The following is a 17,635-nucleotide window of genomic DNA, read 5'->3' as shown; positions in this document are numbered from 1 at the left end:
GCGCTGTGCGACTGCGACTGATCGCCGTCGGTTCACGCATGCCCAAATGGGTGGAAGAAGGCTGGCATGAATACGCCAAGCGTCTTCCGTCCGAGCTGGCGCTGGAACTGGTGGAAATACCGCTCAATACCCGTGGCAAGAATGCCGACGTGGCACGCTTCATCCGTCAGGAAGGCGAAGCCATGCTGGCCAAGGTCGGGCAGAACGAGCGGATTGTCACCCTCGAAGTGCACGGCAAGCCCTGGAGCACCGAGCAACTGGCGGTCGAACTCGACCGTTGGCGGCTGGATTCGCGCACGGTCAATTTCATGGTCGGCGGCCCGGAAGGGCTGGCGCCGGAAGTCTGTGCCCGCGCGGATCAGCGCTGGTCGTTGTCGCCGTTGACGCTGCCGCACCCGCTGGTGCGCATCCTCATCGGCGAGCAGTTGTATCGTGCCTGGACTGTGTTGTCCGGCCACCCTTACCACAAGTAATCCTGCCCTCATGTCCCAGCCGATCCGCATCAAGGACCACGAAAAAGACGCCCGTCTGGTGCGTAGCCGCGTCGTGTTCGGGGCCATTGCGGTGGTGTTGCTGATCTGTGTGCTGATTGCCCGGCTGTATTTCCTGCAGGTCATCCAGTACGAGTACCACTCGACCCTGTCGGAAAACAATCGGGTGCATGTCCAGCCGATTCCGCCAACCCGTGGGTTGATCTTCGACCGTAACGGCGTGGTGGTGGCGGACAACCGCCCGAGCTTCAGTCTGAGCATGACCCGCGAGCGCTCCGGCGACTGGCAGCAAGTGCTCGATGTGATCGTCGAGGTGCTGGAGCTGACGCCGGAAGACCGGGTGATCTTCGAGAAACGCATGCGTCAGGGGCGCCGGCCGTTCGAGCCGGTGCCGATCCTGTTCGAGCTGACCGAAGAGCAGATTGCCCGCGTCGCGGTGAACCAGTTCCGCCTGCCGGGCGTGGAAGTGGTTGCGCAACTGGTGCGTCACTACCCGCAGGGCGCGCATTTTGCGCATTCGGTGGGTTACATGGGGCGGATCAACGAGAAAGAGCTGAAGACCCTCGATCCGGTCAATTACAGCGGCACCCACCACATCGGTAAAACCGGCATCGAACGCTTCTATGAAGCCGAACTGCATGGCCAGGTGGGTTACGAAGAGGTCGAGACCAACGCTCGGGGCCGTGTGTTGCGGGTGCTCAAGCGTACCGATCCGGTGCCGGGCAAGGACATCGTCCTGAGCCTCGACATCAAATTGCAGGAAGCCGCCGAAGCCGCGCTGGGCGGGCGACGCGGTGCCGTGGTAGCGCTGGACCCGAACACCGGCGAGGTGCTGGCGATGGTCAGCCAGCCGAGCTTCGACCCGAACCTGTTCGTCACCGGCATCAGCTTCAAGGCGTACGCCGAGCTGCGCGATTCCATCGACCGGCCGCTGTTCAACCGCGTACTGCGCGGTCTGTACCCGCCGGGCTCGACGATCAAACCGGCGGTAGCGATTGCCGGTCTGGACGCGGGCGTGGTGACGGCGTCGAGCCGCGTGTTCGACCCGGGTTACTACATGCTGCCCAACTACGATCACAAATACCGCAACTGGAACCGCACCGGGGACGGCTTCGTCGACCTCGACACGGCGATCATGCGGTCCAACGACACCTACTTCTATGACCTGGCGCACAAGCTCGGCATCGATCGGTTGTCGGCATACATGAACAAGTTCGGCATCGGCCAGAAGGTCTCGCTGGACATGTTCGAAGAATCCCCCGGTCTGATGCCGTCCCGCGAATGGAAACGTGCCACCCGCAAGCAGGCATGGTTCCCGGGCGAGACCCTGATTCTCGGGATCGGCCAGGGCTACATGCAATCGACGCCGCTGCAGCTGGCCCAGGCCACCGCGCTGGTGGCCAACAAGGGTGTGTGGAACCGTCCGCACCTGGCCAAGACCATCGAGGGCGAGAAGCCCAAGGATGAAAACCCGATGCCGGACATCGTCCTGCGCGATCCGTCGGACTGGACCAAGGTCAACCACGGCATGCAGCAGGTCATGCACGGCGCCCGGGGTACGGCGCGCAAGGCTTCGATCGGCGCGCAATACCGCATCGCCGGCAAGTCGGGTACGGCTCAGGTGGTCGCGATCAAGCAAGGCGAGAAATACGACCGTTCCAAAGTGCAGGAACGCCACCGCGACCACGCCTTGTTCGTCGGTTTTGCACCGGCCGACAACCCGAAAATCGTGGTGTCGGTGATGGTCGAGAACGGTGAGTCCGGTTCCGGCGTCGCCGCGCCGGTGGTGCGTCAGGTGATGGACGCCTGGCTGCTGGATCAGGACGGACGCTTGAAGGCCGAATACGCCAGCCCTATCAGTGCGGAGGCTACGGCCCGTGAAGAATAATTTCGATCGCATGCTCTCCAGCGAGGATGTGATGCGTCGCCGGGCGACGCTGTTGCAACGCCTGCATATCGATGGCCCGTTGTTGGTTCTGCTGTTGATCCTCGCGGCCGGCAGCCTGTTCGTGCTGTATTCGGCGAGCGGCAAGAGCTGGGACCTGCTGGCCAAACAGGCCACATCGTTCGGCATCGGTCTGGTGTCGATGATCGTCATCGCCCAGTTCGAACCACGGTTCATGGCCCGTTGGGTGCCGCTCGGCTATGTGGTCGGGGTGGTGCTGCTGATGGTGGTGGACATCATGGGCCACAACGCCATGGGCGCGACCCGCTGGATCAACATTCCCGGGGTGATCCGCTTCCAGCCGTCGGAATTCATGAAGATCCTGATGCCGGCGACCATCGCCTGGTACCTGTCCAAACGCACGCTGCCGCCGCAGCTCAAGCACGTCGGGATCAGCCTGATGCTGATTGGCGTGCCGTTCATTCTGATCGTGCGTCAACCGGATCTGGGCACTTCGCTGCTGATTCTGGCCGGCGGTGCGTTCGTGCTGTTCATGGGCGGGTTGCGCTGGCGCTGGATCCTCAGCGTGCTGGCCGCCGCCGTACCCGTGGCGATCGCCATGTGGTTCTTCATCATGCACGACTACCAGAAGCAACGGATCCTGACCTTCCTTGATCCTGAAAGCGATCCGTTGGGCACCGGCTGGAACATCATTCAATCGAAGGCCGCCATCGGTTCCGGCGGCGTGTTCGGCAAGGGCTGGCTGCTGGGCACTCAGTCGCACCTGGACTTCCTGCCGGAAAGCCACACCGACTTCATCATCGCTGTACTCGGCGAAGAGTTCGGCCTGGTGGGCATTTGCGCTCTACTGCTGATCTATCTCTTGCTGATCGGTCGCGGCCTGGTGATTACCGCCCAGGCGCAGACGCTGTTCGGCAAACTGCTCGCCGGCGCCTTGACCATGACGTTTTTTGTTTATGTTTTCGTCAACATCGGTATGGTCAGTGGCCTGTTGCCGGTGGTGGGGGTGCCGTTGCCGTTCATTAGCTACGGCGGAACTTCGCTGGTGACACTGCTGTCAGCGTTTGGGGTTTTGATGTCGATCCATACGCATCGCAAATGGATCGCACAGGTTTGAATAAGGTGAAGAGTTCAATGCAAGTAATGCGTGACTGGGCGACACGATACGCACCGTGGCTCGGCCTGGTAGGCATCCTTGGCAGCGCGCAGGAAGCGTTGGCCGGCGATTACGAAGGCTCGCCCCAAGTGGCCGAATTCGTCGGTGAAATGACCCGCGACTACGGTTTCGCCGGCGAACAGCTGATGGCGGTGTTCCGCGAGGCGCAGCGCAAGCAGGCGATTCTCGACGCGATTTCCAAACCCGCCGAACGGGTCAAACAGTGGAAAGAATACCGGCCGATGTTCCTCACCGACGCGCGCATCGCCCGGGGTGTGGACTTCTGGCGCCAGCACGAGGCCGTGCTGGCCCGCGCCGAGCAGGAATACGGCGTTCCGGCCCAGGTGATCGTGTCGATCATCGGCGTTGAGACCTTTTTCGGACGTAATACCGGCAATTACCGGGTGATCGATGCCTTGTCCACGCTGGGATTCGACTATCCTCCCCGTGCCGAATTTTTCCGCAAGGAACTGCGTGAGTTCCTGCTGCTGGCGCGTGAAGAGCAGGTCGACCCGCTGACCCTCAAGGGTTCCTACGCCGGGGCGATGGGCTTGCCGCAGTTCATGCCGAGCAGCTTTCGCGCCTACGCGGTGGATTTCGACGGCGACGGCCACATCAATATCTGGAACAACCCGGATGATGCGATCGGCAGCGTCGCCAGCTACTTCAAGCGTCACGGCTGGGTGGCCGGCGAGCCGGTGGTCAGTCGGGCCGATGTGCGCGGCGAACAGGTGGATGAGGGTTTGACCACCGGGATCGAACCGACGAAGACCGTCGGGGAGTTGCGAGCGCTGGGCTGGTCAAGTCATGATGCGCTGCGCGATGATATGCCGGTTACTGCATTTCGCCTGGAAGGCGACAACGGCCCGGAATACTGGATGGGCCTGAAGAATTTCTACGCGATCACGCGTTATAACCGCAGCGTGATGTACGCCATGGCTGTACATCAACTGTCTGAAGAGCTGGTAAAAGCACGGGGCGTCAAGTAATGCAGGCATTGCCTATCAACAAACCCCTGAAGCTGGTGGCATTCGCTGCGTTGGCAGTGTTGGTCGCCAGTTGCTCGACCAGCCGTGCACCGAGCCAGAAGACTTCGTCCACTGCTGTTCGCGCGCAGCCGGGCCTGGATATCAACCGGGCCCACAAGGATGGCGCGCCGTGGTGGGACGTCGATGTGTCGCGCATCCCGGACGCCACGCCGACCCTGCACACCGGCCCGTACAAGGCCAACCCGTACACCGTGCTGGGTAAGACCTACTTCCCGTTGCAGGAGTCCAAGACCTACGTGGCCTCGGGCACTGCATCCTGGTACGGCACCAAGTTCCACGGTCAGAACACCGCCAACGGCGAAGTCTATGACCTGTACGGCATGAGCGCCGCCCACAAGACATTACCGCTGCCGAGTTACGTTCGGGTGACCAACCTGGACAACAACAGGAGCGTGATCCTGCGGGTCAACGATCGCGGGCCGTTCTATTCGGACCGGATCATCGACCTGTCCTACGCCGCGGCCAAAAAACTCGGCTATGCCGAAATCGGCACCGCGCGGGTCAAGGTCGAGGGTATCGACCCGCAACAGTGGTGGGCCGCAAAAGGCCGTCCGGCGCCTTTGATGCTCAACGAGCCGCAAGTCGCGCAGAATACTGCGCCGGTGATCACGGCCTCGGCCGGTACCATCGAGCAGTGGACTCCACCGCCGCAACAACATGCCTCTGACACTGTACCTGTACAGATCAGCGCAAAAAAAAACGCTTCTGCACCAGCGTCTGGCCAGTATCTGCAGGTGGGCGCGTTCGCCAACCCGGACGCTGCAGAACTCCTGAGGTCGAAGCTCAGCGGGATGGTGAGCGCTCCGGTGTTCATCAGCTCGATCGTGCGCAATCAGCAGACCCTGCACCGGGTACGCCTGGGACCGATCGGTTCGCCGGGTGAAATTGCCCAGGTACAGAACAGCGTGCGCTCGGCCAATCTTGGTTCGCCAAGCGTGGTCACCGAGTAAGTAATACGTAGCACTTGATTGACGGTTCACCAGCGATTGGGGGGTGAACCAGGTTGTTGGCTCGTCGAAGAACAAAAGCCCGGCAAAGGGTGACTGGAGTGAGCAACTGAACACGCGATGGCCCGTTAGAAAGCCATCTGATTAATTTTGCCCGCAAGGGCAGTTTCCATTAGCGATTTCGAGAGACGGATGAACATCACCACCTTTGCCAAACGCCTGTGTCTGCTAGTCCCGCTGCTCCTCTCGCCAGCCGCCTTCGCGGCCGAGATGATGCCGTCGCCACCTCAACTGGCCGCAAAAGCCTACGTGCTCATGGACGCCAGCAGCGGCAACGTGCTGGTGGAGAACAACGGTGACCAGCGTCTGCCACCGGCCAGTCTGACCAAACTGATGACCGCGTATATCGCTACGCTGGAAATCCGTCGTGGCCAGATCGGTGAAAACGATCCAGTGACCATCAGCGAAAACGCCTGGCGCACCGGCGGCTCGCGGATGTTCATCAAAGTCGGCTCGCAAGTGACTGTCAGCGACCTGCTGCACGGCATCATCATCCAGTCCGGCAACGACGCCAGCGTCGCGGTTTCCGAGCACATCGCCGGCAGCGAAGACGCCTTCGCCGACCTGATGAACAAGACCGTCGCCGATCTGGGCATGACCAACACCCACTTCATGAACCCGACCGGTCTGCCGAACCCTGAGCACTACTCGTCGGCTCACGACATGGCGATCCTGGCTCGCGCGATCATCCACGAAGACCCGGCTCACTACGCGATCTACTCGCAGAAAGAGTTCTTCTGGAACGGCATCAAGCAACCTAACCGCAACCTGCTGCTGTGGCGCGACAAGACCGTTGACGGTCTGAAAACCGGTCACACCGACGAAGCCGGCTACTGCATGGTGTCCTCGGCCGTACGTGACGGCATGCGCCTGATCGCCGTGGTGTTCGGCACCAACAGCGAAGTGGCTCGCGCTGCTGAAACCCAGAAGCTGCTGACCTACGGTTTCCGTTTCTTCGAAACCCAGACCTTCTACCAGAAGGGCACCGAACTGGCTCAGGCCCCGGTGTGGAAAGGCACCACCAATCAAGTCAAGGCCGGCCTGGCTGAAGACCTGACCATGACCCTGCCGAAAGGCCAGCTGAAAAAGCTCGCTGCCAGCATGACCATGAACCCGCAACTGACCGCGCCAATCGCCAAGGGCGACGTGATCGGTAAAGTCGAAGTGAAACTGGACGACAAGGTGGTGCACAGCGCCGACCTGATCGCCCTGGACGCTGTCGAGGAGGGTGGTATCTTCCGCCGCATGTGGGATAGCATCCGTCTATTCTTCTACGGCTTGTTCAACTGATTCGAGTTGACCTGCATGGCCCCGTTCCGATCCGGAGCGGGGCCTTGTTCGTTACCGGGCTTACGCTTACGAGGCCGTTACGCCATGACCGATACCGAAGTAAAGGCGCCAAAGATCGAATTTCCACAGGTTGATTATCCGGTTAAGGTGATCAGCGATACGGGCGTCGGCAACAAAGACAAGATCATCGACATCGTCAAGAAACACGCCAAGATCAACGATGAGCGTGTGGACGAGCGTCAAAGCAGCAACGGCAAGTACACCACCATCCAGTTGCACATCGTCGCGACCGACCAGGATCAGCTGTACAACATCAACAGCGAACTGCGGGCGACCGGTTTCGTGCACATGGTGTTGTGATGTCCGGCACGCTGGGCTTTCGCGAGCTTGGCCAGATGGCTTACGAGCCGGTCTGGCATGCCATGCAACGTTTTACCAACGAACGCGGCAGTGATGCCGCCGACGAAATCTGGCTCGTCGAGCACCCACCGGTGTTCACCCAGGGCCAGGCCGGCAAGGCCGAACACCTGCTGCTGCCGGGGGATATCCCGGTGGTGCAGGTCGACCGCGGCGGGCAGGTGACTTACCATGGCCCCGGCCAACTGGTGGCGTACCTGCTGCTGGATGTGCGCAAACTGGGTTTTGGTGTACGAGACCTGGTCACGCGCATGGAGCGGTGCCTGATCGAGCTGCTGGCCAGCTATGACGTCACTGCAGTGGCCAAGCCAGACGCTCCCGGCGTCTACGTCGACGGAGCGAAAATCGCTTCTCTGGGTTTGCGGATTCGCCACGGTTGTTCCTTTCATGGCCTGGCCCTGAACGTGGACATGGACCTGGAACCGTTTCGACGGATTAATCCCTGCGGCTACGCCGGGCTGGCGATGACCCAGCTGAGCGACCATGCAGGATCGATTGAATTTGCCGAGGTAAGTGCCCGGCTGCGTGCGCAGCTCGTCAAACACCTCGACTATGCTGAGCAGACGACCCTGACGGGCGGAATCGACTGATATGACTACTGATGCAGTGCAAACCATGATCCCGACGCTCGACGTGACCGAGCGCCCGGCCCCGCGTCCCAAGGTTGAAGCGGGCGTCAAGCTGCGCGGCGCCGAGAAGGTTGCACGCATCCCGGTGAAGATCATTCCGACCACCGAACTGCCGAAGAAACCCGACTGGATCCGCGTGCGCATCCCGGTTTCGCCGGAAGTCGACCGCATCAAGAGCCTGCTGCGCAAGCACAAGCTGCACAGCGTCTGTGAAGAAGCGTCCTGCCCGAACCTGGGCGAGTGCTTCTCCGGCGGCACCGCGACCTTCATGATCATGGGTGACATCTGCACCCGTCGCTGCCCGTTCTGCGACGTTGGCCACGGTCGTCCGAAGCCACTGGACGTCAACGAGCCGGAAAGCCTGGCCATCGCCATCGCCGACCTGAAACTCAAGTACGTGGTGATCACCTCGGTTGACCGCGACGACCTGCGTGACGGCGGTGCCCAGCACTTTGCCGACTGCATCCGCGAAATCCGCAAACTGTCGCCGAACGTGCAGCTCGAGACCCTGGTCCCGGACTACCGTGGCCGCATGGACATCGCCCTGGAAATCACCGCGGCCGAGCCGCCGGATGTGTTCAACCACAACCTGGAAACCGTGCCGCGCCTGTACAAGGCTGCGCGTCCGGGTTCGGACTACCAGTGGTCGCTGACCCTGCTGCAACGCTTCAAGCAGATGATGCCGCACATTCCGACCAAGTCCGGCCTGATGCTGGGTCTGGGCGAGACCGACGACGAAGTCATCGAAGTCATGAAGCGCATGCGCGAACACGACATCGACATGCTGACCCTGGGCCAGTACCTGCAACCGTCCCGCAGCCACTTGCCGGTGCAGCGTTTCGTGCACCCGGACACCTTCGCCTGGTTCGCCGAGGAAGGTTACAAGATGGGCTTCAAGAACGTCGCGTCCGGCCCGTTGGTGCGCTCTTCGTACCACGCCGACGAGCAGGCGAAACTGGTCAAGGCCGAGCTGCTCGGTTCCTGATTCAGCGCTGAATGAAAAAATGCCCGCCGGGGTTTATCGCCCGGCGGGCATTTTTTTGCCCGGCCTACACTCGTTACTGACTTTTCCTGCAATCTGCGGCGCAGCCGAGCCTCTTCTGTTTGTCGCCGTTCCTGACTACTGTGTGAGCATGACTTCACACAGGGAGATCCATGGATGACCGTTCGACCGACCCACACCCTTTGTCCGCACAAGCCTGTCCCCGCACTGCCTTCGGAAGGGCTGATAGGCGTCATCGCTCCAGCCGGCCCCGGCACGCTGGATACTGAAAAGGCTGTTCAATGGATGCGCGCCCGGGGTTACGGATTGCGGGTGTTCCCTGGCGTCTACGAAAAGGATGGCTATCTGGCCGGTAGCGACGAGGTGCGGCTCAACGATCTGCACGCCGCGTTCGCTGACGAAGAGGTCGATGCAATCATTTGCCTGCGTGGCGGTTACGGCACGCCACGGTTGCTGGACCGGATCGACTACGACTTGCTGAGCCGCCATGCCAAGCCCTTCGTCGGTTACAGCGACATCACCGCGCTGCATCTGGCTATCAGTCGCTACGCCGGGTTCGTGACCTTTCACGGGCCACTGTTGAATGCCGATCTGCTGGGGGACAAGGAACCGCCGACGGTGACGTCGTTCTTCGCCATGCTGCGCGGTCAGTTGAAGACCGGCAGCGTATTGAGCCATCCGGTGGCCTACCCATTGACCACCGTAGAACCCGGCATTGCCCACGGGCGTTTGCTGGGCGGCAATCTGGCGATGATCGCCGCGACCTTGGGCACGCCTTATGAAATCGACGTCGAAGGGGTGATTCTGCTCATCGAGGACATCAACGAGCCGCTGTATCGGATCGACCGCTTGCTGACCCAGATGCGTCTGGCGGGCAAGTTGGCCAGATTGCGTGGCGTGTTGGTCGGGGATGTGGCGGGCGTGGATGTCGAGGCCTTGAACCGCCTGCTCAAGCAGACCTTTGAACCGTTGCGGATTCCGGTGCTGTCCGGCTGGCGCAGCGGGCATTGTGATCCGAACCTGACGTTGCCGATGGGGGCGCTGGTCCGACTGGATGCGGGGAAGAAGGAGTTGATGCTGGAGCAGGATGTGGTGATTCGGTAGCCGAACCCCAAAACAAGACCGCCGCCTGAAGAGGCGGCGGTCTTTTTTACTGGCTACGCAAGCTTTCCAGCAGCTTGTGCGTCGGGTAACCGTCTGCGGGCCAGCCAAAGGACTGTTGCGCACTGCGGATCGCCTTGCGCGTATTGGCGCCGATGATGCCGTCGGCGGTACCCGCGTCGTAGTTGCGTGCAGTCAGCAGATTTTGCAGCTCGATGCGCTCGGTGCGACTCAGCGGCAGATCATCTTTTGGCCAGGTGCCGTTGATCAGGCCTGCGCCGTTGAAACGCTCTGACAACAGGCTCACGGCCAGGGCATAGGACGACGAGTTGTTGTACTTGAGGATCGCCCGGAAGTTATCGAGGATCAGGAACGCCGGGCCACGATAGCCGGCCGGCAGCAGCAGGGCGGCCGAAAGTTGCTCGGAGCCGGCCGGTGCCTGGCCGCCGTTGGGCAGAATCACACCCAGTTGCCGCCATTCGGCGACACTTTTGCGAATTGCACCATCGGCCAGGGTGTAGTTGAAACCGCTCGGCAGCTGCACCTCGAAGCCCCACGGCTGGCCACGCTGCCAGCCGGAGCTTTGCAGGTAGTGCGCGGTGGAGGCCAAGGCGTCAGCCGGGCTGCCCCAGATGTCACGGCGACCGTCACCGTCGAAATCCACGGCGTGGGTGTTGTAGGTGGTCGGGATGAACTGGGTCTGGCCCATGGCGCCGGCCCAGGAGCCGAGCATCTTCTCTGGCGTGATGTCGCCCTGTTGCAGGATTTGCAGCGCCGCGATCAGTTGCGCGTGGGCAAAGCCAGGGCGGCGGCCTTCATAGGCCAGGGTCGCCAGGGAATTGATCACCGACTTGGTGCCCTGGAACTGGCCGAAATTGCTTTCCATCCCCCACACAGACACCAACGCCTGGCGATCGACGCCATAGCGTTGCTCGATGCGTTGCAGGATGTCGGCGTACTGGTTGATCAACGTCTGGCCTTTGCGCACTCGCAGCGGCGACAGGGCGCCATCCAGGTATTCCCACACCGGACGAGCGAACTCCGGCTGGCTGCGGTCGGCGCGGATCACGCTGGCGTCGAAACTGACGTTGGCAAAGGCGCGATCGAAGACGTCGGCGCGAATCCCGGCGGCCAAAGCGTCCTTGCGGAAACCGGCCTGCCACTCGGCGAAGGTCTGGGTCGGTTGCAGGTCGAGGTCGTCACCGGACGGCACTACCGGCGGGATGATCGCGGGGGCCGTGGCAACAGGAGCGGTCTGAAGCGGTTGAGCGTCGGCGGCGGTGGGTTTTTCCGCGCAGGCGACAAGCAGTACGAAACTTGTGGCAGCGATCAGTTGGCGAAAGGGCCAACGACGGGAAAGACTAAGGGGCATGCACAGGTCCAGAGGATACGAATCAGGTGCAGACCTTAACATGAGGAAGGGGTGCTGCGCTTCAAGCGGCCAGAAAGTAAGAAGCCTCCCAGCTGTCAGACTGGAAGGCTTCGCGGCGGTAGCTGCCTTTACCCTTGGTGGGGCGTTCCTGGCGGCTGCGGAACAGGGGTTGGGCGACGATGGATTTGGCCTTGTTATGGCCATGTTTCGATGGCTTTTTGCTCATGAGGGTTCTCGCGAGTGAGTGGGTTTTGCGCGGCAAATGATCTGCCGATGTCGAGCGTCTGTCTATAGGACAGAAGGCGGGATGTTCTGTAGGAAATGGTCTGTACAAAAAAACCGGATCGCGGTGTGCGATCCCGGGTTTCATTCGGCAGGTAAGGTCAGACGCTGACCGGCCATCAACAGCGCCAGCCGACTGAGGCTCATCCACGGCGAGCCGGCCGCCTGACCCTTGATCTGCGCGTCGATGCGCTGGGCCTCGAGCAACAATTGCGCCCAGCGTTGCGCCGAGTAGCGTTGCAGGGCTTTGCTCATCAGCGGTTTGCGCTTGTCCCAGACCGGCGGTTTCGCCTGACTGAAGCACTTGTCCAGCGGCGTGCCCTGACTGTACTGCAACGAGATATTGGCCAGCAGGCGCAACTCCCGCGCCAGGGCCCAGAGAATCACCGGCGGCTCGACACCTTCGCCACGCAGCCCTTCGAGCATGCGCAGGGCGTGAGCCGGTTCGCCGTTGAGCACCGCGTCGGTCAGGCCGAACACGTCAAAACGCGCACTGTCGGCCACGGCCGCCTGCACGGTTTCGACGCTGATCTGCCCACCCTCGGCCATCAGCTTGAGCTTTTCGATCTCCTGCGCCGCAGCCAGCAGGTTGCCTTCGACTCGCGCGGCAATCAGTTCGACGGCGTCCTGACTGGCTGACAGCCCAGCCTGGGACAGGCGTTGGCGAATCCAGCTCGGCAACTGGTTGGCATCCACCGGCCAGATCTGGATGAACTGGGTCTGCTGACCTTCGACCAGCGCCTTGCCCCACTTGGTCTTCTGCGCGCTGCCGTCCAGCTTGGGCAAGCTGATCAGCAGCACCGTGTCTTCAGCGGGGCGCGAGCAGTATTCGATCAGTGCAGCAGCGCCTTTGTCACCAGGCTTGCCGGACGGCAGGCGCAGTTCCAGCAGGCGCTTTTCGGCGAACAGCGACATGCTGGCGCCGGCCTGCAGCAACGTTCCCCAATCGAAATTGGCGTCGGCGGCGAAGACCTGGCGTTCGTCGAACCCTTGCTGACGGGCAGCGGAGCGAATGGCGTCGGCGGCTTCCTGACACAGCAGCGGGTCATCGCCGCTGATGATGTAGACCGGCGCGAGCGCACCTTGCAGGTGTTTGCCGAGTTGGGCGGGAGCGAGCTTCATAAGAAACGGCGAACGGGGCGCCTGAGCGCCCCGTACGTCTTACTGCTGCGGCAGTTCGAGCGGCGACTGACGCGGGGTTTCCGCTTCAGCCTTCTGCGCCGCTTCCAGGGCGTCGGCTTCTGCCTTGGCCCGGTCGTTGGCGGCTTGTTGCAGAGCTTCCAGCTGAGCCGGAGTCAGCTGTTGCAGGCGCAGCATCATGCGCTGTACCAGCTCGCGGCGTGTCTCGTTACGGGCATCGTTGGCTTCCTGGTCGGAACCCACCAGGTTGTTGCCGTCGTGGATGAACACTCTCTGCACTTCAAGCTTGTCGCTTTTGAGCAGCAGGTTCTTGTCGCCACGGATGTCGTAGCTGAGCACAGTGTTTACCTGATACTCGCCAGTACGGCCGGCGCCAGCGTAGCTGAGGATGCGCTGGTTCTCCTGCTCGTCGGCCAGGTACAGCTTGTACGGCGCACCGGAGACGATCTTGACGCCGCTGGCCTCCAGCAGCTGACGCAGTTGCGTCACGGTTTCGCCGTAGGCGTTGCGGGCGCTCAGGTCGAGTTCCTTGATCGCCAGTTCGGTGGTGCCGGTGCCGCGCAGCTGGAAACCGCAGGCGCTCAACAGGACCGCGAGGCCCATCACCAGCAGATTGCGTTTGATCATTGTGTTGCTCCCCTTGAAACCATGTGGGCCGACCTTGCGGCCCGAAAGGTTTTACAGGGCGCCAGGCAAACCCGGCGCCCGATCCAATTAGCTGGCGACGATATTGACCAGTTTCCCGGGCACTACGATCACTTTGCGAATAGTCAGGCCGTCGACGAAGCGCAGCACGTTTTCGTTGGCACGGGCGGCGGCTTCGACTTCCTCACGGGTTGCGGCGGCCGGCATTTCGATCTGGCCGCGCAGCTTGCCGTTGACCTGGATGACCAGCGTCAGGCTGTCCTGCACCAGTGCGCTTTCGTCCAGCACCGGCCAGCCGGCGTCGATTACCGGTTCGGCGTGGCCCAGTCGGTTCCACAGTTCATGGCTGATGTGCGGCGTGATTGGCGCCAGCAGCAGCGTCACGGCTTCCAGGCCTTCCTGAACCAGTGCGCGATCCTGTTCGGTGGCCTGGGCGGCTTTTTCCAGCACGTTCATCAGCGTCATCACCTGAGCGATGGCGGTGTTGAATTTGTGGTTCTGGCCGACGTCATGGCTGGCCTGCTTGATCGCCTGGTGGATCGAACGGCGGATGACTTTCTGTTCGTCATTCAGGCCGGTCACGTCCAGTTTGCCCGGCAGGCCCTGAGTCACGTGGGCCTGAGCCAGACGCCAGACGCGCTTGAGGAAGCGGTGCGAGCCTTCCACGCCGGAGTCGGACCACTCAGCGCTCATGTCAGGTGGCGAAGCGAACATCATGAACAGACGGCAGGTGTCTGCGCCGAACTGATCGATCATCGACTGTGGGTCGACGCCGTTGTTCTTCGACTTGGCCATTTTCTCGGTGCCGCCGATTTCCACCGGCAGGCCGTCCGCGATCAGCTTGGCGCTGATGACCTTGGCCTTGCTGTCGCGCTCGAGTTCCACGTCCGCCGGGTTGAACCAGGTGTAGGCACCGTTGGCTTCACGACGATAGTAAGTCTCGGCGACCACCATGCCCTGGGTCAGCAGGTTCTTGAACGGCTCGTTGGAGCTCACCAGGCCTTCGTCGCGCATCAGCTTGTGGAAGAAGCGCGCGTAGAGCAGGTGAAGAATGGCGTGTTCGATACCGCCGATGTACTGATCCACCGGCAACCAGTGGTCGGCAGCAGATTTTTCCACCAGGCCGCCTTCGAAGTGCGGCGAGGCGTAACGGGCGTAGTACCAGGACGACTCGACGAAGGTGTCCATGGTGTCGGTTTCACGCTTGGCAGGCTGGCCGCATTTCGGGCAGGTGCACTCGTAGAACTCGGGCATGCGCGCCAGCGGCGAACCGGCGCCGTCCGGCACCACGTCTTCCGGCAGTACGACCGGCAACTGGTCTTCCGGCACCGGCACGTCACCGCAGGCATCGCAGTGGATGATCGGGATCGGGCAACCCCAGTAGCGCTGGCGGCTGATGCCCCAGTCGCGCAGGCGGAACTGGGTGCGCGAGGCGCCCAGCTCTTTCTTGATCAGGGCGACTTCCATGGCGTCGAACGCGCCGGCGAAGTCCAGGCCGTCGAACTCGCCGGAGTTGATCAGCGTGCCGTGCTCGCCATAGGCGTCCTGCCACGGCGCCGGGTTGGTTTCACCGGAACTGGTACGAACCACGGATTTGACCGGCAGGTTGTACTTGTGGGCGAACTCGAAATCGCGCTCATCGTGAGCCGGCACAGCCATGACCGCGCCATCGCCGTAGTGCATCAGCACGTAGTTGGCGACCCAGACCGGCAGTTTTTCACCGGTCAGCGGGTGCTCGACGAACAGGCCGGTCGGCAGGCCTTTCTTCTCTTGAGTGGCGACGTCGGCTTCGGCGACGCTGCCGCCCTTGCATTCAGCGATGAACGCTTGCAGCTCAGGGTTGTTCTTCGCGGCAAGGGCCGCCAGGTGGTGCTCGGCAGCCACGGCAACATAGGTTGCGCCCATCAGGGTGTCCGGACGGGTGGTGAAGACTTTCAGGGTGCCGCTTTCGCCGATCGAGTCGACGTTGTACGGGAACTGCACTTCCATCCCGCGCGACTTGCCGATCCAGTTGCGCTGCATGGTCTTGACTTGTTCCGGCCAGCCGGTCAGTTCGTCGAGACTCTCCAGCAGCTCATCCGCGTAGGCGGTGATCTTGAAGTAGTACATCGGGATTTCGCGCTTTTCGATCAGCGCGCCGGAGCGCCAGCCGCGACCGTCGATCACCTGTTCGTTGGCCAGAACGGTCTGGTCGATCGGGTCCCAGTTCACGGTACCGTTCTTGCGGTAGATCACGCCTTTTTCGAACAGGCGAGTGAACAGCCACTGTTCCCAACGGTAGTAATCAGGCTTGCAGGTGGTGACTTCGCGCGACCAGTCCACCGCCAGGCCCAGGCTGCGCAGCTGGGATTTCATGTAGGCGATGTTTTCGTAGGTCCACTTGGCCGGGGCCACGTTGTTCTTCATCGCGGCGTTTTCTGCCGGCATGCCGAAGGCGTCCCAACCCATCGGTTGCAGAACGTTCTTGCCGAGCATGCGCTGATAGCGGGAGATCACGTCGCCGATGGTGTAGTTGCGCACGTGCCCCATGTGTAGCTTGCCGCTGGGGTAAGGGAACATCGACAGGCAGTAGTAAGTCTCCTTGCCTGGCTGTTCACTGACTTCAAAGGACTTTTGCTCGTCCCAGAACGACTGGGCGGCGGCTTCGATTTCACGGGGCTGATATTGTTCGTGCATGGCTACTTTTGTACTGGATAGGGGTGGCCTAATCCTCTTCAATGCGACATCCGGAGCGGGCCGGACGGGCTGGAAGTGGAGTTACAGGAAGCGCCGTAGCATACATGACCGCGCTTGGCCTAGGGAAACCCTGATTGCAGCCGTTTGACCGGGCAAAATCGCGGCGAGGGCCGTTGGTCGCGGCGTGCAGCCGGTTTGTGCAGCGAAGCTAAGCTCTAACTGGGGAGTGAGTCTTATCTTCAATGAGGTGAGGGATGGTGGAGTCACAGCAAAAAAACGTTACCAAACCCGAGTTGTACGAGCGGTTGATCGATCGCCTGGGGACGGCCCTGGACGCTGCAAAAACCGCTGTCCGGCTGCGCGACGAGCGCCCCCTGGAGCTGGAATTGCGTGGCTTGAGCCCCGCCGAGTTCGAACTGGTCAAGGCCTATCTGGATCGCAGTGAGCGTGAAACCCACGGATATCTGTCACAGGCAGTGAAGCAACTCGATGCACCCCGTTCGGCCAAAGTCATCTGGCTCAAGGACAAGGCGCCCGGCAGAGACACCGTCAAGGTTCGGACTCTGCAGGCCAAGTAAACGCATGGCAGGTCAAAAAGCGGATCTTTTTCAGCAGATCCGACCCTACTGGTTGTCGCGCTGTACTAACCCACTTAGGCTTCGGGCATCTCTGGAGATGCTCGATGCCTTTTCGTTATTTCATTAAACAACTTCTATTGCCGCCCGGCCTTCTCTTGCTGCTGTTGCTCGTCGCCTGGTGGCTGCGTCGCTCGCGGCCGCGACTGGCCGCGCTGTGCTTTGCCCTGGGTTTTGGCGGTTTCCTGCTGATGAGTCTGCCGGTGGTCGTGCAATGGGGGGCCAAGGCCCTGGAGCGCGAGCCGCCGCTGGCCCGGGAAGACTGGACAAGCCTTGCACAACGCGCCGATGCCATCGTGGTGCTGGGCTCCGGTCGCGAGCGCGGTGATCTGGCCTGGGGCGAGGATCAGCCGACCGGTATCGGGCTCGAACGGCAGCGTTATGCGGCGCGGTTGGCCAAGGCATCAGGGTTGCCGATTCTGACCAGTGGTGGCCTGCATTACGGTACGCCGCCGAGCGAAGCCAGACTGATGGCCGATTCGCTTCGCGATGATTTCGGTGTGACGGTGCGTTGGCAGGAGGGGGAGAGCCGCACCACGTGGGAGAACGCCGCCTTCAGCGCCAAGATGCTGTTGCCGGAGGGCGTCAAGCGTGTCGTGCTGGTGACCCAGGCCTGGCACATGCCGCGTGCGGTATGGAGTTATCAACAGGCCGGATTCGAAGTGGTGCCGGCGCCGGTCGGTTTCCTCGGCACTGACAATGCCCGGCCGTTTGGCGGCTGGATGCCGGAGTTCAAGTCGATCTGGCAAAGCGGGCAGTTGTTGAACGAGGCGGTGGGGCAGATCGGCTATTCGTTGTTTTACCGAGGGGAAGACAGCGCCGACTGATCACTCCCG

Annotated in this window: 17 protein-coding genes; 12 read left to right on the top strand and 5 right to left on the bottom strand. The window is 61.7% G+C overall.

Annotated elements, in window-relative coordinates:
• Window positions 1-5 precede the first annotated feature (5 nt).
• The 10 genes from rlmH to AC07N4_RS24845 all read left to right on the top strand — a co-directional run bounded on the left by rlmH (window position 6) and on the right by AC07N4_RS24845 (window position 10,052).
• Complete coding sequence (gene rlmH, locus AC07N4_RS24890; RefSeq protein WP_009051038.1) at window positions 6-473, top strand: 23S rRNA (pseudouridine(1915)-N(3))-methyltransferase RlmH; 468 nt, start codon at window positions 6-8, stop codon at window positions 471-473.
• Window positions 474-483: 10 nt separating this feature from the next.
• Complete coding sequence (gene mrdA / locus AC07N4_RS24885) at window positions 484-2,379, top strand: penicillin-binding protein 2 (protein WP_102620851.1); 1,896 nt, start codon at window positions 484-486, stop codon at window positions 2,377-2,379.
• A gap of 31 nt (window positions 2,380-2,410) precedes the next feature.
• A complete protein-coding gene (gene rodA / locus AC07N4_RS24880; RefSeq protein ID WP_085712360.1) occupies window positions 2,411-3,514 on the top strand; it encodes a rod shape-determining protein RodA in 1,104 nt (367 codons plus the stop codon).
• A 17-nt stretch (window positions 3,515-3,531) separates the two neighbouring features.
• A complete protein-coding gene (gene mltB, locus AC07N4_RS24875; RefSeq protein ID WP_096820785.1) occupies window positions 3,532-4,542 on the top strand; it encodes a lytic murein transglycosylase B in 1,011 nt (336 codons plus the stop codon).
• On the top strand, window positions 4,542-5,552 hold the full coding sequence (locus AC07N4_RS24870) for a septal ring lytic transglycosylase RlpA family protein (RefSeq protein ID WP_096820786.1): 1,011 nt from the start codon (window positions 4,542-4,544) through the stop codon (window positions 5,550-5,552). Before mltB ends, AC07N4_RS24870 begins: the two co-directional genes overlap by 1 nt.
• A gap of 189 nt (window positions 5,553-5,741) precedes the next feature.
• On the top strand, window positions 5,742-6,899 hold the full coding sequence (locus tag AC07N4_RS24865) for a D-alanyl-D-alanine carboxypeptidase family protein (protein WP_096820787.1): 1,158 nt from the start codon (window positions 5,742-5,744) through the stop codon (window positions 6,897-6,899).
• A gap of 84 nt (window positions 6,900-6,983) precedes the next feature.
• Entirely contained in the window at window positions 6,984-7,259 is a 276-nt protein-coding gene (locus AC07N4_RS24860; RefSeq protein WP_007958664.1) for a DUF493 domain-containing protein, read from the top strand.
• Window positions 7,259-7,906 carry a lipoyl(octanoyl) transferase LipB gene (gene lipB / locus AC07N4_RS24855; protein WP_096820788.1) on the top strand — a complete coding sequence of 216 codons (648 nt, stop codon included), beginning with the start codon at window positions 7,259-7,261 and terminating at the stop codon, window positions 7,904-7,906. Before AC07N4_RS24860 ends, lipB begins: the two co-directional genes overlap by 1 nt.
• Window positions 7,907-7,931: 25 nt before the next feature.
• Complete coding sequence (gene lipA, locus AC07N4_RS24850; protein WP_162130488.1) at window positions 7,932-8,930, top strand: lipoyl synthase; 999 nt, start codon at window positions 7,932-7,934, stop codon at window positions 8,928-8,930.
• A 174-nt stretch (window positions 8,931-9,104) separates the two neighbouring features.
• Complete coding sequence (locus AC07N4_RS24845) at window positions 9,105-10,052, top strand: S66 peptidase family protein (RefSeq protein WP_102620849.1); 948 nt, start codon at window positions 9,105-9,107, stop codon at window positions 10,050-10,052.
• A 46-nt stretch (window positions 10,053-10,098) separates the two neighbouring features.
• Here AC07N4_RS24845 and AC07N4_RS24840 read toward each other — a convergent pair whose 3' ends face one another.
• From AC07N4_RS24840 to leuS, 5 genes are all read right to left on the bottom strand, one after another.
• Window positions 10,099-11,421 carry a lytic murein transglycosylase gene (locus AC07N4_RS24840; protein WP_493066451.1) on the bottom strand — a complete coding sequence of 441 codons (1,323 nt, stop codon included), beginning with the start codon at window positions 11,419-11,421 and terminating at the stop codon, window positions 10,099-10,101.
• 61 nt (window positions 11,422-11,482) lie between these two features.
• The gene (arfA, locus tag AC07N4_RS24835) at window positions 11,483-11,647 is read right to left on the bottom strand and encodes an alternative ribosome rescue factor ArfA (protein WP_007958672.1); all 165 of its coding nucleotides are present in this window, start codon (window positions 11,645-11,647) and stop codon (window positions 11,483-11,485) included.
• Between the two features lie 140 nt (window positions 11,648-11,787).
• Entirely contained in the window at window positions 11,788-12,825 is a 1,038-nt protein-coding gene (gene holA / locus AC07N4_RS24830; protein WP_096820791.1) for a DNA polymerase III subunit delta, read from the bottom strand.
• A 39-nt stretch (window positions 12,826-12,864) separates the two neighbouring features.
• A complete protein-coding gene (locus AC07N4_RS24825) occupies window positions 12,865-13,470 on the bottom strand; it encodes an LPS-assembly lipoprotein LptE (protein WP_102620847.1) in 606 nt (201 codons plus the stop codon).
• 87 nt (window positions 13,471-13,557) lie between these two features.
• Window positions 13,558-16,164, bottom strand: a complete 2,607-nt coding sequence (gene leuS / locus AC07N4_RS24820; protein WP_096820793.1) for a leucine--tRNA ligase — start codon at window positions 16,162-16,164, stop codon at window positions 13,558-13,560.
• Window positions 16,165-16,418: 254 nt separating this feature from the next.
• On the opposite strand from leuS, the gene AC07N4_RS24815 reads away from it, so the two are divergent.
• A complete protein-coding gene (locus AC07N4_RS24815; protein ID WP_096820794.1) occupies window positions 16,419-16,742 on the top strand; it encodes a hypothetical protein in 324 nt (107 codons plus the stop codon).
• 104 nt (window positions 16,743-16,846) lie between these two features.
• On the top strand, window positions 16,847-17,626 hold the full coding sequence (locus tag AC07N4_RS24810; protein ID WP_493066452.1) for a YdcF family protein: 780 nt from the start codon (window positions 16,847-16,849) through the stop codon (window positions 17,624-17,626).
• Window positions 17,627-17,635 lie beyond the last annotated feature (9 nt).

It is taken from the genome of Pseudomonas sp. GW821-FHT09E04, from assembly GCF_059416185.1.
The sequence above is the reverse complement of the archived record's forward strand: the minus strand, read 5'-3'. Positions and strand labels throughout refer to the sequence as shown.

Excerpts from the sequence above, each read along its gene's own strand:
- lipB (WP_096820788.1), top strand. The coding sequence starts at position 7,259 with ATGTCCGGCACGCTGGGCTTTCGCGAGCTTGGCCAGATGGCTTACGAG.
- AC07N4_RS24825 (WP_102620847.1), bottom strand. The coding sequence starts at position 13,470 with ATGATCAAACGCAATCTGCTGGTGATGGGCCTCGCGGTCCTGTTGAGC.
- AC07N4_RS24865 (WP_096820787.1), top strand. The coding sequence starts at position 5,742 with ATGAACATCACCACCTTTGCCAAACGCCTGTGTCTGCTAGTCCCGCTG.
- holA (WP_096820791.1), bottom strand. The coding sequence starts at position 12,825 with ATGAAGCTCGCTCCCGCCCAACTCGGCAAACACCTGCAAGGTGCGCTC.
- rodA (WP_085712360.1), top strand. The coding sequence starts at position 2,411 with ATGCGTCGCCGGGCGACGCTGTTGCAACGCCTGCATATCGATGGCCCG.
- AC07N4_RS24870 (WP_096820786.1), top strand. The coding sequence starts at position 4,542 with ATGCAGGCATTGCCTATCAACAAACCCCTGAAGCTGGTGGCATTCGCT.
- mrdA (WP_102620851.1), top strand. The coding sequence starts at position 484 with ATGTCCCAGCCGATCCGCATCAAGGACCACGAAAAAGACGCCCGTCTG.
- mltB (WP_096820785.1), top strand. The coding sequence starts at position 3,532 with ATGCAAGTAATGCGTGACTGGGCGACACGATACGCACCGTGGCTCGGC.
- AC07N4_RS24810 (WP_493066452.1), top strand. The coding sequence starts at position 16,847 with ATGCCTTTTCGTTATTTCATTAAACAACTTCTATTGCCGCCCGGCCTT.
- AC07N4_RS24840 (WP_493066451.1), bottom strand. The coding sequence starts at position 11,421 with ATGCCCCTTAGTCTTTCCCGTCGTTGGCCCTTTCGCCAACTGATCGCT.
- AC07N4_RS24845 (WP_102620849.1), top strand. The coding sequence starts at position 9,105 with ATGACCGTTCGACCGACCCACACCCTTTGTCCGCACAAGCCTGTCCCC.
- lipA (WP_162130488.1), top strand. The coding sequence starts at position 7,932 with ATGATCCCGACGCTCGACGTGACCGAGCGCCCGGCCCCGCGTCCCAAG.
- arfA (WP_007958672.1), bottom strand. The coding sequence starts at position 11,647 with ATGAGCAAAAAGCCATCGAAACATGGCCATAACAAGGCCAAATCCATC.
- AC07N4_RS24815 (WP_096820794.1), top strand. The coding sequence starts at position 16,419 with ATGGTGGAGTCACAGCAAAAAAACGTTACCAAACCCGAGTTGTACGAG.
- AC07N4_RS24860 (WP_007958664.1), top strand. The coding sequence starts at position 6,984 with ATGACCGATACCGAAGTAAAGGCGCCAAAGATCGAATTTCCACAGGTT.
- leuS (WP_096820793.1), bottom strand. The coding sequence starts at position 16,164 with ATGCACGAACAATATCAGCCCCGTGAAATCGAAGCCGCCGCCCAGTCG.